General features: G+C 45.3%; 7 protein-coding genes. 4 read left to right on the top strand and 3 right to left on the bottom strand.

What is annotated here, in order from left to right; translation table 11 throughout:
- Position 1 precedes the first annotated feature (1 nt).
- The 4 genes from EXT48_RS16840 to EXT48_RS16825 all read left to right on the top strand — a co-directional run bounded on the left by EXT48_RS16840 (position 2) and on the right by EXT48_RS16825 (position 6,523).
- Entirely contained in the window at positions 2-3,571 is a 3,570-nt protein-coding gene (locus tag EXT48_RS16840) for a M1 family aminopeptidase (RefSeq protein WP_130165094.1), read from the top strand.
- 59 nt (positions 3,572-3,630) lie between these two features.
- Positions 3,631-4,587, top strand: coding sequence for an ABC transporter ATP-binding protein (locus EXT48_RS16835; RefSeq protein ID WP_130165093.1), 957 nt, complete (start codon positions 3,631-3,633; stop codon positions 4,585-4,587).
- Positions 4,577-5,773 carry an ABC transporter permease gene (locus EXT48_RS16830; protein ID WP_130165092.1) on the top strand — a complete coding sequence of 399 codons (1,197 nt, stop codon included), beginning with the start codon at positions 4,577-4,579 and terminating at the stop codon, positions 5,771-5,773. Before EXT48_RS16835 ends, EXT48_RS16830 begins: the two co-directional genes overlap by 11 nt.
- 87 nt (positions 5,774-5,860) lie before the next feature.
- Positions 5,861-6,523, top strand: a complete 663-nt coding sequence (locus EXT48_RS16825) for a fumarylacetoacetate hydrolase family protein (RefSeq protein WP_130165091.1) — start codon at positions 5,861-5,863, stop codon at positions 6,521-6,523.
- A gap of 34 nt (positions 6,524-6,557) precedes the next feature.
- Here EXT48_RS16825 and EXT48_RS16820 read toward each other — a convergent pair whose 3' ends face one another.
- The 3 genes from EXT48_RS16820 to EXT48_RS16810 are packed head-to-tail and all read right to left on the bottom strand — an operon-like array spanning position 6,558 to position 18,235.
- Positions 6,558-7,811 (bottom strand): MFS transporter, encoded by a 1,254-nt coding sequence (locus tag EXT48_RS16820; protein WP_130165090.1) that lies wholly within the window; start codon positions 7,809-7,811, stop codon positions 6,558-6,560.
- A complete protein-coding gene (locus EXT48_RS16815) occupies positions 7,808-11,920 on the bottom strand; it encodes a non-ribosomal peptide synthetase (RefSeq protein WP_130165089.1) in 4,113 nt (1,370 codons plus the stop codon). The genes EXT48_RS16820 and EXT48_RS16815 overlap by 4 nt, the downstream gene beginning before the upstream one ends.
- Positions 11,921-11,923: 3 nt before the next feature.
- Positions 11,924-18,235, bottom strand: a complete 6,312-nt coding sequence (locus tag EXT48_RS16810) for a non-ribosomal peptide synthetase (protein ID WP_130165088.1) — start codon at positions 18,233-18,235, stop codon at positions 11,924-11,926.
- Positions 18,236-18,237 lie beyond the last annotated feature (2 nt).

Raw genomic sequence — 18,237 nt, 5'->3', positions numbered from 1 at the left:
GATGCTATTTAAAATGATGCGTTTTGAGCTGCGGTATTTTGTCCGTCAGCCTTCCTTTTATGTGACTTCTCTGATTCTATTTTTGCTCACCTTTTTTGCCTCAGTTTCGGACTCGGTACAGATTGGTGGTGGCAGTAACGTCAATGTAAACTCGCCCTTTGCCATCTTACAAACCGTTGCCATCATGACCATTTTTTCCATCTTTTTGGTGGTTAACTTTGTTGGTAGTGCGGTGATAAGAGACGATCAAAGTAAGTTTAGTGAGCTTATTTTGAGTAAGCCTTTGCACTTAGCGCAATATCGATTGGGTCGATTTTTCGGCGCATATCTTGTCACCTTGTTAGTATTTTCAATGTGTTTAGTGGGGATCTGGGTAGGTTCTGGTATCGGCGGGTTAGTCGGTTGGCTGGATACCGAACTGATCGGGCCTAATAAACTCAGCTATTACCTAACGCCACTATTTTTCATTGCTGCCCCGTCACTGTTTTTTATGGCGAGCCTATTTGCACTAGTGGCGCAAAAATTCAGAACCATGATAGCAATGTACTTGGTTGCTGTAGGTTTGTTTGTGACTTATCTTGTGGCAAATAGTATTTTTTCAGATATTGAATACCGTACTATTGCTGCGTATGTAGACATGTTTGGCCTATCAGCTATTTCGGCGCAATCAGAATATTGGACCATTGCAGATCGCAATACGTCAGTCATAAGCCTGGTTGATGAACTGCTCTATAACCGCTTAATTTGGATGTCAGTTGCATTGCTCAGTTTAGGTGCTTTAGCCTTAAATACTTCTCATTATTTACCGCAAAAACAAAAAACCAAGAGTAAAGCCAAAGAAGATGGTAGCCAGGCGTCGGCATTGCTGAATCGTTTTGATTTTAAAGCGAGCGTAGGTAGTAGTTGGGTGCACTTTTGCACCAGAACCACTTTTGAAGTAAAGCAAGTGCTTAAAAGCTATCCATTCTTAGTGTTATTAATTTTGGCGGTGGCAACCTTAATACCTGCATTGGTTGGCTCATTTAATTGGTATGGCACAGAAGTATGGCCAGTGACCTTTAGAATGGTGGAGCTTATCCACGGCAGCTTCTGGCAATTGTTGGTCATTGTGTTGGTGTATTACAGCGCTGAGCTGGTATGGCATGACCGTGATTCGCGAATGGGAGATATTGTTGACTCTTATCCTGTTGCAAACTGGGTATTTTGGGGCTCTAAATACATAGCCTTAGTTGCGGTGATGACGCTGCTATGTGTATTTGGTAGCTTGATCACCATTAGCTATCAACTATTGTCGGGTGTGACACAGATAGATCTCGCCCAGTATGTTGTGCGCTTGGGATATTTATATGTGTTAGGTTTTGCCTTCCAAACCACCTTAGCATTTTTGATACAGGTGATGAGTCCAAGCAAATATATGGGTATGGGAATATATGTCGTTTACTTCATTATTTCGATAGTCCTGAGCAACTTTGGCTTTGAGCACAATATGTACCACTTAGGTGAAACTTCCTCAGTGCCGTACTCAGATATTAATGGTTATGGTCATTTCCTCAGTGCGGCACATTGGTACAATTTGTACTGGTTTGGTTTTAGCATGATGTTAGCGACACTAAGCTATGCACTTTGGCCTCGTGGTGCGGGGCAAACGCTGAAAGCACGCATTGCACTGATGGGCTATCAGTTAGGTAATGCAGGTAAAGCATTATTGGCTTGTGGTGCTTTAATATTCGTGGGTAGTGGCAGCTACATTTACTACAACACGCAAGTGGTCAATGAGTTTATTACGCAAGATGAAGCTGAAGATATCGCAGAGCAATATGAGCAACAATTTGCCCAGTATCGAGATGACCCTGTACCAGTCACGTTAGATGTACAGCTCAATGCTGAGATATTTCCAAAGACACGTCGTATTGAAGCGCAGGTAAAGCTGTTGGTTGAAAACCGCTCAGATAAAGAGATTACTCGCTTCTTGGTGAATAAACCTAACCACACAGTAGAGTGGCAAGTTGAAATGGCTGGCGCTACGCTTGGTGAAGAGGATAAAACCTTTAAGCATGCTTGGCTTGAGCTTTCACAACCAATGACACCGGGTGAGCAGCGTGAAATTACGATGTCAGTTGTACGGCAAACACTTGGTTTTGTAGATAGAGGCAATGATGAAACCTTGGTGAATAATGGTACTTTCATCGATAACGCGACGTTGTTCCCGACATTTGGTTATAGCATCTATAAGCAAATTCAAGACAAAAGTGAGCGTCGTCAGCGCGGCCTTGAACCACTAAAACGTGGTAATAAGATTGAAGAAACACACTATCATCATGAGCCATTGTTTGCGGAAAATTTTGTCACATTTGCCGCAACGGTGACGACGGATGAATCGCAAGTTGCGATGGTGCCAGGCTATTTGCAATCAAAACACAGCAAAGATGGCCGCACGACCTATGTCTATGAAATGGATGCTCCAATGCTGCACTTCTATAACATCTTGTCGATGGATCTTGAGGTGAAACGAGAAGAGTACAAAGGCATTGCGCTCGAGGTGTACTACCATAAAGACCATGCTTGGAACGTAGACACTATGTTGCAGTCGACTAAAGACTCTATTGATTATTTCACTCGAGAGTTTGGGCCTTACCAACATAAGCAAATGCGTATTATTGAGTTTCCTCGTTACCGAGACTTTGCGCAAAGCTTTGCCAATACAGTGCCGTACTCGGAAAATATTGGCTTTTTGACGGACACCCGTAACCCTGACAATATCAATGTACCTTACTATGTGACGTCACATGAGCTGGCACACCAGTGGTGGGCGCATCAGGTGATTGGTGCTAATGTGGAGGGGTCAAATATCCTGTCGGAAATGTTGTCGCAATATTCTGCCATTATGGTGATGAAAGAAAAGTACGGCGAGCATAATCTCCGTAAATTCTTGAAGTATGAACTCGACACCTATTTAAGTGGGCGAGGTTCTGATCCGTATGAAGAGCGGGCGTTATCTAGAACAATTGGTCAGCAATATATTCACTACAATAAAGGCTCTGTCGTGATGTTAGCGCTGCACGATTTACTTGGAGAAACGCGACTCAATAGCGCATTAAGAAGCTTCTTAAATGACTATCGTTTTAGAACAGATATCTACCCAACGACACTCGACTTTTTGACTTACCTAAAAGCGGGTGCTTCAGAGCAAGAACAAGTATTTATCGAAGATCAGTTCAATGCGATTACGTTGTATGAGCTTAAGCTTGCGGGTGTTGAAGTGCAAGAAGCGACGCAAGCGGGAGAGCTACATACGGTGACCTTAACGGTTGAGGCGGCGAAAAAGCATGCAGATGGTGAAGGTAACGAAGAAGAAATCCCGCTTAATCAAGAGATTGATATAGCCTTATTCTCTGCTGATCCTAACAACATTCAAAGTGACGAAACGCTGTTATATCTACAAAAGCACGCGATCACATCGGGTGAAAATAAGATTGAGTTGAAAGTAATAGAGTTACCGAAATTTGCGGGAGTTGATCCGTTTGTAAAACTGATTGATAAGAAAACCGCCGATAACATCAAGGCGCTCTAATCGATACATGGTAGGAGAGGGCTTTTTCGAAAGCCCTCATTTGTTTTTAAAGGAAAGTTATGCCAGATTTATTGCAAGTAACAGGGGTGTCGAAGCAATATGTTTCGGTAAAAGCAGTAGACAATTTAAGTTTTAGCGTTAAACAAGGTGAGGTCTTTGCATTACTGGGCCCCAATGGTGCGGGTAAATCATCCCTTGTGAGAATGTTGGTTGGATTTACCTATCCAGATAGCGGAACAATCGCTGTGAATATTGATGGGCAAGCATATCAATCAATCCCTCATCAAAGTTTAGGTTATCTACCTGAAGATAGAGGGCTGTACGCTGAAAAAACCGTGCAGCAGAATTTGCTCTATTTTGCCAAGCTACGCGGTGTTGAGAAAAACGCAGCGCTAGCACAGATTGAGTCTTGGCTAACACAGTTTGATTTAAGCGATAGAGCGCATGAGCGGTTGAAATCGTTGTCAAAAGGCAATCAGCAAAAAGTACAGTTAATATCGGCAGTATTGCACAAACCCAAGGTTGTACTGCTTGATGAGCCTTTCTCTGGTCTTGACCCCATCAACCAAGAAAAGGTGGTGGTGTTTTTAGAAGCGTTAAAAGCACAAGGCATGACCGTTATTTTAAGCGCACATCAAATGGCGATGGTAGAAAAGCTGGCCGATAGAATGCTGTTAATGAATCACGGACAAGCTGTGCTTTATGGCACATTAGTCGAAATAAAACAGGACGTTGGTGTTGGCATCGATATCACAGTGAGTTTCAGTGAGGCAACGAACTACGCAGCGCTCAATTTAGGTAACTACAAGGTCGCATGTACTCAATTAAGTCAGAGTAAAATTAAGTTTGAGTTGAGTGACTCCTCAGAGCTTAATTTACTGCTCGCCGATTTGTCTAAATCAACGACTTTGCAAGGAATAGAAACCAAAACGATGGACTTGCATCAACTCTATCTTAAAGCAATCGAGTCTCATCAAGGCAAAGTGCAATCTCAGGAGCATGCCCATGTCTCATAAGCTGCAACAGATACTGCAAGTGACCAAATGGGAGTTTATGTACTTTTTTAAACTCAAGCAGGAGCTGATCGGTAAAGCAATTATGCTGGCGATAGGTTTGCTTATCTATTTTTGGCAAAGCACTTCGTTTTTTGAACCTGAGCAATATGTTATCGCAACACCATCCGCCATGAACTTAACTCAGTTACCTGAGCCTTTGCTTCTAAAGCGAGTTGATGCTTCAAAAGCTGAACTTCTGATTCAGTTAGAACAAGAGGAAATTGACGGTATTTTGATACTTCAAGCCCAAGCGGGTGAGGCGTTACAGTTTGAACTGATTACCACAGGTAAAATGTCTTGGCAGAATGAAGTTGAGGTAGCGCTTACGCAGTTTTACAGCAACGAACTCGCACAGAGCTTTAATTTATCTGCGGCTCAGCTTGCCTTGTTACAGCAACCTGTGAGCGTTTCCAATCAATACACAAAGGATGCGGTTAAGGAGACGCACAACCAGTCTTCGATGACCGCATTTGGCGTGATGCTATTGATGCTCATCGGTATTTTTACGTCATTTGGACAGATCTTCGTGTCTATCACCGGAGAAAAGCAGCAGCGTGTTACCGAGCAATTATATTCTTGTATGAGTGCGCAAACTTGGATTGACGGCAAAATATTTGGTCAAATGCTCCATTGTCTAAAGGCTATGTTAAGTACGTTATTTTCATTTTTGTTGGCGATGGCTTTTATACAAGTCGTTGTAAAAAACGAAGCCTTGGACTTTACGATGATAGACTTTGCAATGTTGCCTTGGTTTACCCTGTTTGCGATAGTAGGTCTTTATATGGCAACAGCCTTTATGGCAGCAATAGCCGCAGCTATTGACGATCCTAACCATAGTGGCAAGACAGGGTTTATGATGATCCCTATATTGCCAATTGTTATCGCGTTTATGATTGTTGATAGTCCAAGCAGCCTTGCCGTGGATATTTTGAGTCTTTTCCCGCTTACCGCATTTGTGGTGATGCCAGTAAAAATGGCGTTAATTGAAGTACCCATTTGGCAAGTGTTATGTGCGTTGGTCAGCGCATTACTTGGTTGCTACCTTATCCGTGTTGCTGCGGGACGATTGTTTAAAGCGGGTATGGTGATGTATGGCAAGGAACCCTCAATTAAGGATATGGTGCGCTGGGTCTGTAAACCGGAATAATACCGTTTATATGATAACTTGCTAGCACAACGCTTCGGTTATGGTACGCTCCATAACCGGAGCTTATGGCAGTACAGAGAGGGTGAAATGTATCAACATATTGATAATGAAAACAATAAAATAAGTCTACCAGCGGGAAAAATCGTTTGTGTTGGTAGAAACTACGTAGCGCATGCCAAAGAGCTAGATAATCCCATTCCAAGCAGTCTGCTGTTGTTTATCAAACCAGCAACGAGCTTAGCACCATTTAATAATAAAATGATGTTGGACGCCGCACTTGGCGAACATCATTATGAGGCCGAGCTTGCACTATTAGTAGGCACCAAAATTGATGCAAAAACCCCTGCGCCTCTCAAGCATATCGCTGGAATTGGGCTGGCACTCGATTTGACATTACGAGACTTGCAAAGTGAGCTAAAAGCACAAGGGCACCCATGGGAGCGGGCAAAGGCCTATGATAATAGTTGCCCAATGACGCCTTTTGTACCATGTGATGAAAACACCTTTGCTGAGTGTATTGAATATCGTTTTTGGCAAAATGGAGAGCTTAAACAGCATGGCGATTCTAGCTTAATGATTTTTCCAATCACTGAGTTGCTAAAGGACATTGCTCGCTACTTTACGCTTCAGCCAGGAGATATTGTCTTAACAGGAACACCAAAAGGGGTGGGGAGCCTAGCGCATGGCGATGAACTTACGCTACAGCTGAAAAGCCATACTCCTTGGCATGGCAAAGTTGCGATAGATTAGATTCTCGCTTTTATGTACATCGCTGCGCAGTCTGTTACGACTGCGCAGCAACGAGCTCAGCTTCCGGTTGATTGATTGTGCTTGAGCAGCACAGCATGATAGCAACGAGAGAAATTGCGCCTAATATTATCCAGCTGATAGTGAGGCTGACGTAGCCCAACAGTAAAGCAGTTAATGCAGAGCCGAGCAAGCCACCAAAGCGAGTGGTCAGTGACATTATTGACTCCACACTGGCTCGCACGTTATCGCTACTCAGTTGATGTTGTAGTTGCAGTTGTGCCGGTTGCGCTAGTCCCATACAAAGATAAAAGCACAGCAGGGCTACAATCAGTAATGGTAGTGACGTAACCCAAGCAAGTAACAGTACAAAGGCTAATTTGGCGAAATGAGCGAACGCCATGACATATCCTAAGCGTTGACCAAATAGAGAACAGATCGGAGCGCTGATCGCAGCAGCGACGCCATTTAATACAAATCCAGCTGCCATCATTGCTGGGAATATCCACGCAATAGAGTCAACTGGTGCACTACTATAGCGCTCTGCTAGGGCAGGCCAAAACTTCTCTATGCTGCTGGCAACAGGAATTGCAAAAACAATCACTAACAGCAGCCTTTGCATACCACTTTGCTTACAAGTCGCCAGCATGGTCTTAGCTTGGCTAATCAGGCCTTTCTCAACCACCTCTTGCTGAGGTCTCGTTGACTCTTTCACCACGACAAAAGTACATGCAAATACCACACACAATACCACTATCGAAACCAAGATTAAGGCTTGATACAAGTGGTTGAGCTGTTGTGTCGGGCTAGTCGCAAACGCCAAAAAGAGGGCGGCAAATAAAGCGGCGCTGGCGCCGATAAGATAGCCAATACCATACACTTTACCGAACCCTTTATTCAGTGGTTCGTCTCCTTCAAGCTTTTGATAAGTTTCAACAAACCATGCGTTGAGCGTGCCAGTTAACGATGCCTGACTTAATCCCCAACATGCCATGGCTAAGCTGACGTGCCAAAAGTCTTCACTCAACAATAAAAGTAAGTTGCATACAGCGGCAAACACCAAAGAAGCTAAAAATACTTTGCGGCGACCAATGGAATCTGCCGCAATACCACTTGGTACTTCAAACACCACGATAGTGATAGCCATGACCACCATAGCCAAGGCCACATCTTGCAATGCTAGGCCTAAGTTCAGCATGTAGGGCGTAAAAATAGGGAGCACCAGCATACTGGCAAACATAGTTAATCCAAGGTGGATGCCGTATCGTGTAGCAAATTGTGAACGAGTCATGCGCGTTGCTCCACAGTGGTTGCGGCGCTATTCGTTTGCTGCATTAACGCATTAATATGTGACGCGATGATGGATAAGTCTTTAGCGTCGGTCATGATTTCATCGTGTGCACTTTCAAGCGTAATATAGTCTGCATTGGCAAGTAAATTTTCAAAACCATTTCTGTCACTTGCAAACGTACGCTTATACAGCGCAGGTATGTCTTCCACTTGATGGATCAACCTCAGTGCTGGAAGTGGAATGGCCTCATCACTGACATGATCGGCGATAAAGAAGCTCACAGGGAAGGTAAACGCCGTCGCGGTTTGAAAGTATTGAGTAAAGTCTAAAAATGCTCGGGCGATAGGTTTAGCGTCATCGTCTTGCGAACGGATATACTCTTCTTCGGCGGCCTGACGCGCTGCTGAAGTAAGTCTTGGTAAGACGGGGTCAATCAAAAAGCAATGGACAATTTCTCTACCCATTTCGGCCAAGTAACGCGCCACTTCCAGTGACAATGCCGCACCTTCACAAAAGCCGCCCAAGTAAAGTGGGCCAGTTGGCGATACCTCTGTAATACGCTGAGCATAATAACGTACCATAGTATGCAAGCTGATATGTTTGCCTGTGAACAGTTTGATATTTTCTAATGCGTGAATGCGCAGGTCGGGCGCAAGTTTTTCACACAGAGGTGCAAAGCTATCAGCGGTTGCTGCTGCGGGCATGAGGTGAAGCAGAAACTCACTCTGTGGTGCATTGAAAAAACGTGAAGGAGCGAAATGCTCATGGGCAAGCGCAGCGTCAATTGCTTGATCTTCACTCATGGTGGCAAAATCAAGTCGGGTCTGATTATCAATAAATCTTGCCAGTTGCTGCACTGATAGGTGTTCAAGGATAAGTTGTGGAGTTAGCTGCCAATTACGCTTGCTTGCAGCACCACAAAAGCTTAATAAACTAATGGAGTCGGCACCTTGCTCAGTCACTGCCGTCGCACAACAAAGTGGACTCTGGCCTAAAACATCCAGCCAAATGGCTTGCACTTCCTTCTCTGTGTTGGTTTGTGGCACAACGAGTTGATGCTGCTTTAGCTCCGGTTCTGGCAGCTTAGTTTTGTCGAGTTTGCCGTTGAGCGTTAACGGTAACGCCGAAAGTACAGTGAAGCTATGTGGCATCATATAACTTGGAAGTAACTTGGTAAGCTGAGTTTTACAGTGGCTGAGTACCGCAGCTTGATTGGCCGCGGGTTTGATGACCAAATAAGCATGTAGCAAGGTTTGAGTCTGCTGCTTTTTAGCAATAACCGCACAGCTATCTACATCCGCCAGCTGATTAAGGTGATGCTCAATCTCTGCCAACTCAATTCTAAAGCCTCGCACTTTGACTTGTTGATCGCCACGGTTGATATAACACAGTTGCTGTTGTGCATTCCAATACACTAAGTCGCCCGTGCGATAGTACTTTTGCATAGAGCCAAACAGATTTAGGGATACAAACTTTTCGCTGTTGAGTGTTGGGTTGTTGAGGTAACGTGCAGCCACGCCATGCCCACAAACCACTAACTCGCCAGGGCAACCAAGTGGCAGTAATTCGTTATTACGACCGACCACCGCTACCGCTCGCCCGGGGATTGGCTTGCCGATTGCTATCTCAGACTGCTGTTTAGACATTGTTTGCACTGTGGTAAATGTGGTGCACTCAGTCGGACCATAAACATTGATAAAGTGTTTTGGACAAGATGTGGACGCCAGCAATTTATTTACCATCGACTCTGTTAATGCTTCACCACCCACGAGTAAATGAGTCAGAGAAGCGAAAATATGCTCGTCTTGCAGCAACAAAGTGTCGAACAGTGAGCGGGTTAGAAACATCGAAGTGATATTCAGCGTCTGCAATGTTGCACTGAGCTGCGCTGCAGAATTAAGGCTGTCCTGATAGCCCAAGTGCACCTCGGCACCGTTGAGTAATGCACTCCATATCTCAAATAGAGTGGCATCAAAAGCTGGGTTTGCGAGTTGAATAAAGCTATCTTGGGGCTGATGCTGGTAACTATGATTATCGAGTGCCAAAGAGCTAATTGCGGCGTGAGAGAGTAATGTGCCTTTAGGGTTTCCTGTCGTACCTGAGGTATAAATAATCGTCGCGACTTCGCTAGGTGCGATGCACATAGGCTCAAAATCCACCGTGATATCAGTATCTGTCAGACTTGTATCACAGAAAACTTCAGCGATATTGTTGTGGTTGAGTGTTGCCAATGTTTGGCTATGTTCTCGCAAGGTGACTATTACGTCGGCATTACTATCACTCAGTTGATATTGATGACGCGCTACTGGGTCTTTGAGCGATAGCGTTGTGTATGCCGCGCCGGTTTTTAGTACCGCCAACATGGCAATCACAAATTCAATGTCGTTTCGCATGTAGAGTGCAACGACTTTGGGTTCAGGGCAGACTGTCAAGATTGCATTAGCAAGTTGCTTGGCTTGGTTATCAAGCACTTGGTAGCTCATGGTTTGATGGCGATTACTGATCGCGGCTTTATCTGGATGGCGCGCTACTATTTCAGCAAACTGGTCGGTGATACTTGCCACGCTCGGATAGGCGTGTTGCATTCCACTTAATTGATATTGTTTTTGCTGCGCCGTGTTACTCAATAAAGGTAGGCTATAGAGAGGCTGTTGGGCGTTTTCAGCTGTTAGATATGCCTGTAAAACCGTTTGATATAACTCGAGGATCTGCTGCGCGTATGAGCTGGAAAAAAGTGCCGTGGCATAAGTTAACCCTAACTCTGTGGTCTTCCCTGCACTCAAGTGTAATGTTAAATCAAACTTCGCTTGGCACTGCTGGCTAAGATCAAGGTCAACGCTTTGCCATAAGGTATGATGTTGCTCAGGGGCAAACTGACTACTGCTAAACAACGTTTGAAATATCGGGTGCATGCTAGTGTCGAGCGGCACGTCTAAGCTATTCTTAATGGCCTCAAACGGTAAGGCTTGATGTTGCTTGGCTTGATTAACGACTTGATTAACTTGAGTGAACCAGCGCTCAAGTAACATCGTCATATCGATATCCGCTTTAACCGGCAATGAGTTAACAAAATATCCAAGTATGTTTTGCTGCAGTGCTGTTGGACGGTTCTCACTCGGAATACCAACAACAAATTGACGTTGATGACTGAGTAGCGCAAGGGTGTGATACCAAGCCGCAAGCCCAAGTGTATTAATACTAATGCGGTGCGTTTTCGCTGTTTGTTGTAACTTTAGCGTCGTACTTTCATCTAGTACAATGCTCTGTATCGCGCCGCGATGATCAAAGGTGGCTGGGCGTGATTGAGTTTGCGCAAGTTTTAATGGTTCGTAATCAGCCAATTGAGTTTGCCAATAACGTTGACTTGTTGCTTGTCGTTCACGTTGGCCGGGTGTTGCCATGTAATAAGCATAATCACTAAATTGTAGACTCAGAGGTCGATTCTCTCCCTCATAGAGTGACGTTAATTCTTGTAAAAACAGCCCCAAAGACCATCCGTCAAAGGCGATATGATGCCAGACAAAAAACACATGTTGCTGTTCCTTTGAGGTGATGACATAGGCACGAAATGGTCGAGAATGCTGTAAGCTAAACGGCTCGTTAAAGAAATGCTCGCACTGCTCATGCAAGTTTAGATTACCAAGCTCATGATGCGTCACGACAAACGCCTCATTGGCAGGCTGCTGTATCGTCTTTCCTTGGTGATCATAGGCCACAACCATATCTAGCGCACTGTGGCGGATCACCAGTTGTTCTATTGCTGCTGTGAGTTTTTCAATATCGCAGTGCTTGGCGATTTTGAGTAGGCATGGAATATGATAAGTACTTGCCGCGTTGCTCACTTCTTGCGTAAACAGTAGTTGTTGCTGCCCAAGCGTAAGCGGAGCGCATCGCGTTTCCAACGGCAAGATAGATAGTTCATCAAAACGAGCTTTGCTATCTATGCCTTGCCTTGTGAGGTAGCGTAACAACTGTGGCTTATTCTGTTTTAACTGCTCAACAATTGCTTGGCCTTGTAAATTCACGTTGCTAGCAATTTTTAATTTATCCTCTTGCTGCCAAACGCTTATCCCACTTTGTTTTAGTTCATAAATAAATGATTCGATCATGCGTTATAACTCCATTTCAAATTCGCAGTCTTCGCTACTGGCGAGCGCGTTTAGCTGTTGTTCTACTTGCGTGGCAAATGCGTCAAGTTGTGGGTAAGTCAGTAAGGTTGCAACGGCAATTTCGTTGCCGAGCGCTTGACTACACAGGGCGGTAACTTGTGCTGCCTGTATGGATGAGCCACCCAAAGCAAAAAAGTCGTGTTGTAGGCCAATCTCTGAGATTTTAAGTACTTGCTGCCAAGCATTGGCAAGTTGTTGTTGTAGTTCCGTCTCTGGCGCGATATAGGTAATACTATCTTGCAGCATTGGAATGATGAGCTGTGTGGTATCAAGTTTGCCATTTACTGTCATTGGAAGTGCGTCAATCTGTGATATCGCAGCAAGCTGCATATAGCCTGGGAGTTGTTGATTCAACCATTGGCGAAGGTCGTTTACATCACACTTAGTGTTGGCGTTAAGTACGACATAACCCAACAGCACTTTGCCTGTTTCACTTAAATGTAAGTGTGCAACGGCATGCTCAACATCTGGATGCGCTTTGAGTTTATACTCGATTTCGCCTGGCTCGACGCGGTGACCATGTAAATCCCACTGTTTGTCAGCTCTGGCAACAAACTCGAATTCACCTTGCTGATTTTTACGCACTAAGTCTCCGCTGCGGTAGAGCTTTTCGTCAGAAAAGTGGTTGTTGTCACCGCGAAGGCGATAGTCAATATAGTGTTTTGCCGTTTGCTTTGGTGATTGCCAATAGCCCAAACCGACGCAATCACCGGCGATGTATAGCTCACCCAACGCACCGTCCGGTAAAATCCGCATAAAAGAGTCCAACACATAGCAGCGAGTGTTACGAATAGGTTTACCAATAGTGATAGGTGTATTGGGGTACACTTCACTAAGTGTTGCGGTAACACTTGTTTCACTTAACCCATATTCATTGAAATGATGCTCTGCCAACTTGTGGCTGACTGGGTCTAAACGAGAACCACCGGAATACAATACGGTTAAGTTAATATCCGCTATCCACTTTGGAAACTGATTGATAAATACCGTAGGAATAAACGCGACGTTGACCTGCTTAGCTTTGAGATAGCGACACAGCTGTTGTGGATCTTTGCGTATTGGCTCTGGAATGATTTCCAGTTTGGCGCCGGCAGCTAGGGCTGGGAATATCTCGCAAATACAGGCATCAAAAACATATTCAGCATATTGACTAGTGACTACCTGAGTATTTCCCTCTAATTTATGGGTGTTGCGCTTCTCGGTGCAGAGGTTAGCAAGACCCTGGTAAGACAGCATCGCCCCTTTTGGCTCTCCCGTCGTCCCCGAAGTAAAAATGAGGTAAGCCAGTTTGTCTGTTGCATGATTGTTGGCTGAGAATGGACGTAGTTGAGCACTTTGCTGTAGTGTCTGTACATCAAGGGTCAGTGTTGGTAATGCATTCCAGCTGAGTGGTGTGCGACTAAGGAGCAGTTTTGCCTGCGCTTTTGCCATAATCTCTTGGCGACGAGCAACGGGATGGTTGGCTGAGAGTGAGACAAAGGGCATGCCCGCTTTTAGCGCCGCTAGCATTGCAATGGGGGCTTCTATACCTTTATCAAAATAAAGTGCGACTGGCGAGCCTTCGTCATTGGTTGCAATCAATTGCGCTGCTAAATGATCAGAAAACAAGTCTAGCTCGCGGTAACTCACGGTTTGCTCGGCGAAGCTTAATGCTGTGCGTTCTGGATACGCTGCTACTGTCTTCGCAAATTGCACTAAAAAAGCGTCATTTGGTTGTGATAATCGAGTTTCTGAGATGACTTGCTGTAGATACTCAGTACTAACTAAAGGACATTGCAGTAAAGGCTTCTCGTTGTACTGACAGAGATTTTCAAGATAACGGCAGAAAAAGTGCACAAATTGTTGGCAGCGGGAAGACTGATAACGACTGCGAGCAACAATAAGCTGACCAATCAGTTGGTCTGGCATATCTTTAATCACCAAATTCCAGTCAAACTTGGCCGGGTGATATTGGTTTTGCTGGGCGGTGTCGCTGGCGACTTCAAAATGTTGATATTGCGCTGTTGGTAGTGAGAACTGATCAAAGGTAAAAAACACTTGGAACAGTGGCGATACACCCACTTCTCGGATCAACCCAAGTTGCGCGGCAATTGACTCTAATGGCAATTGTTGGTGAGATTTTGCCGCAAGTAACAGCGTTTGGCTTTGTCTTAGATAGTCAGAAAAACTCTTATTTAAGTCGACATGCAGCGGCATCGGTAAGGTATTAACAAAGTAACCTAGTGTATCTTTAAATGCCGAATCGCGGTTATCGGTGGGGGAGCCAACGACAATACTTTCACGACTATCCCATGTACACAATGCGAGCTGAAAAGCACACAGTAGTAAGTTGTACATAGATACCTGATGTGATTTTGCCAGCTCCCTTAACTCAGCTGTTAGTGTTGCTGAGAGGGTAAAGGGGAATGCTTCACCTTGATGATCAAACAAAGCCTGTCTTGGCTCATCGGTTGGCCATGGGGTGACATCAATATCAATCAAGTGTTGCTGCCAAAATGCTGCGGCTTCGTCGTATTGTTGTGTTGATTGCCAATATGCATAGTCGCGAAATTGCAGTGAGGTTGGGGCAAGCGTGTGTCCCGATAGCAGCGTGTTCAGCTCATCCAACAATACTTGTGTAGACCAGCCGTCGAAGGCTATGTGATGAAATACCAGTAACACGCCAAATTCATCATCTTGGTGATACAGTCCGAGCCGCAGCGGCGCATCATTTTCAAGGTCAAATGTCTGAGCGATAAATTCACTATGCGGCGTGTTTATTAGAGTTTCGCATGTTGGCATGCCTTGCTCATCTTTATATGCCCAGCGACCTTTTTTCTGTTGAGTATAGCGGGTGCGCAAAATAGCATGACGCTCAACCAGCTGATAGATTGCGTGTTGTAACGCTTGCTGTTGTAGCCCATTTTGGCATTTTAGCTGTAGGGGGATATGAAAAGCGCCAGATTGTGTTGCTAATTGCTCGCTGGTGAGCATCGCTTGCTGCTGCGCGGGCACGATGATTTCATCAAGTGATTGTGATGTTGATGCGACCGGTAAAGGCTCGTTGGTGTTGCTAGCTTGTTGTGATACCAGTTGCGCTATCGTTTTGCTTTGCAAAAATTGACTCAAACTGATGTCAACGTTACAGCTAGAGTGCATTTTAGCGACCAATGTCATTGCACTTAAAGAGTGGCCGCCCAAGGCAAAAAAGTCATCATCAATGCCTACTAGCTCAACCTCAAGTTGCGTCTGCCATAGATCACAAAGCTGCTGCTCTAATGGCGTGCGTGGTGCTCGATATGGTGTCTGTGATACTAGTGCGACGCTTGGTAAGCTGCGGCTGTCCACTTTACCAGAGGCGAGCACAGGCAATTGTTCGAGCCAACACGTGGCACTTGGCAGCATATAATCTGGCAATTGTGGTTGTAGCCACTTCACAATCTCGGTGTGAGAGAGGGTTTGGTCGCCAGTAAAATAAGCAATGAGATGGTTGTTTTGCTGTACTTTGACGCAAGCTTGGTTGATTTGCGGGTGCAGGTTAAGTAAGTGTTCTATTTCTTGTAGCTCGATGCGATAGCCACGAATTTTTACCTGCTCATCGGCACGTCCTAAAAATTGGATCTCGCCGTTTGCCAGATACCGCGCCTGATCGCCCGTGCGATACATACGTGTTCCGTGCCAGTTAATAAAGCGCGACGCCGTCTGCTCTGCAAGGTTAACATAGCCTCGTGCGACACTTGCGCCACCAATCAGGATCTCTCCTTGACAAAAGGGTGGCAGCGCCTTGAGGTTGGCATCAACGATTTGAATATCAACATGAGCCAGCGGTGCGCCAATATTATTGAAATAGCGTGAGTGTAGCGGCTGATGGTTTGCTGTTGCCGTTACCGTGGTTTCGGTTGGACCATATTCAATATGAAGAAGAGGCGTCCATGCCTCCATGAGATTGCGGTCACAAGGCTCACCACCCGTGATAACACGACGTAGGGCATGGTGGTCGGGCGGCGTACCGATGGCACTTAAAAATGCCGGAACTGAGACTAAGTGACTGATCTTTTGGCTAACGAGCGCGTCACGTATCACGGCTGGCGACTTTGCACTTGCCTCATTCATGATCATCCAGCAAGCACCATTGAGCAGTGTTAAAAAGAGTGGCTCTACGGACGCGTCGAAAAAGTACGGAGCCAGACTCAGTGTTTTTTCACTTGAGTTAAAATTGTAAGCCGCAGTTGCGCTTTGAACCAAAGCCTGAACTTGCCGCTGCTCTACCATAACGCCTTTTGGTTTGCCGGTACTTCCAGAAGTATAAATAATATATGCAAGTGATGAATGACACGGTGAGTGTGCTTGATCTGAATTGAAAACAGGAGCTGGTTGTTGTGCTAACTCGTCAATGTTTTGCACCTCTGTGATTGCGCTAAAACACATGGCCGTATTCAAGGTTGCTTGATGACAAAGTAGCAGGTTAGCACCACTGTCTTGCAACATAAACTCGCTACGTGCTTGGCCTTGCTCTGGGTTGAGCGGTAGATATCCAGCACCCGCTCCAAGCGTTGCTAATATGGCGACTATCATCTCTGGACTGCGCTCAAACATCAGCGCGACAACTGGATTTTGCTCGTGGGTTAACTGTGCTTGGAGTTGTACAATCAGATGCTGAACACACGCAGCGAGTGTTTGGTAAGTAATGACCTCATCGTTGATTTGTAATGCTGGTGCATCTGGAGTTGCTGAGGCGCAGGCCAAAAATTGTTGATATAGTGATAGGGTTGAAGTTTGCTTAACGGTGGTCGCTGGTGGCTTTGTACTTGGGTGAGACGTTGATAATTGCTCAAGGGCGACGTCGCTGTGTTCTACCTGCTGTACCAATAATTGCTGATAGGTGTGGGCAAATTGCTGTGCAAACGCATCATCAAACTTATTGGGATCAAGACTTATCTGTCCTTGCAAATTTGTATTGCTATCATCAAATGCCAGACGGAAATCACATTTAATCGGGTTATATAAAGACTCGTTAGTAAAAGCATCAACCGCTGAAAATGGTAACGCAAACTCGTCCATAAGCTCGCTGGCAAATCTCTGTACACTAAACATCAGGCTTGGCTGAGGTGAGTGTTTTCCCTCACTCAAACAGGCAACTTGTTGATCATAAGGATAACTTTGGTATTGTTTTGCGGCGCGCACGGTCTCATGAACTTGCTGCACGAGGCTGGCAAAACTTTGGCGATAATCTAGCTTCACTCTAAGCACTAAGGTGTTGACAAAAAAGCCAATCATTTCTTGCGTTTGCGGGTGATCTCGATTATCCGATGGCGCACCAATCACGATGTCTGTTTCACCGCTATGAAGTGCCAAAATATAACAGTAATGGGCAAGCAACACGCTGTACACTGTGGTATTTAATGATTTTGCTAGGGCACGCAATGCCTGACTTTGCTGTGGTGAAAGTGCAAAATAATGCGTGAGCGATTCGGTTTCGTGTGTTTGTGTAGCAAACAGTGGTGCAATTTGTGTGGCATGAGCGCCTGCAAGTTGCGTTTGCCAATAACTGTGTGCAGCGCTTTGTTCTTGCTTTTGTTGCCACTTGGCAAAGTCAAAATAGCTTAATGGCTTAATGCTTTCTCCTCGTAGCAAGCTAACCAGATCGCGCAACATGACTCGCATTGACCAAGCATCAAAGACGATATGATGCCAAAGGAAAAGCATAAAACGCCTTTGCTCAAGCTCAATAATACAGACTCTAAAGGGAGCTTGAGTATGGAGATCAAACGGCGTGTGGATGTGCTCTCTTACCAGTGTTTGTACATGAGCCAAAGTGGTTGCTCGGTGATACTCGACCGCAAGAGGTTGTAAGGTTGTTCGGCAGTTAAAATGCTCAGCATCGGTTTCAATCACACTCGTTAGGATAGGGTGATGGACAAGCAGCTGTGCTAGTGCCGAGATTATGTCTTGTTGCTGCGCTGGATCATTCAGCTCAACCAGCATTGGAATATGATAAGCACAGGACTTTGGTGCACGTTTGTCTACATACAGCAACCTTGCCTGGGCATTGGAAAGCGGCACTGGTTTTAATAATGGCCAACTTAAAAAGGCGGCTTCGGAGCAGATCTGGTGGGCGCTTAGTAGCGCCAATAGTTCAGCTTTATGCGCTTTGAGTGCCGTTAGCAAAGTTGGCGCTACGTTACCCTCATATCCCAGTGCCAAGGTATTTTGCTCAGACACCCACACGCGCAACTGCTGCGCGTGAAGGTCGTTCAGTAAAGATGTTAACTCCATGA

Origin of the sequence: Pseudoalteromonas sp. CO348 (assembly GCF_004208845.1) — a bacterium.
GTDB lineage: Bacteria > Pseudomonadota > Gammaproteobacteria > Enterobacterales > Alteromonadaceae > Pseudoalteromonas > Pseudoalteromonas maricaloris.
This window is presented reverse-complemented; position numbering and strand designations above follow the sequence as displayed.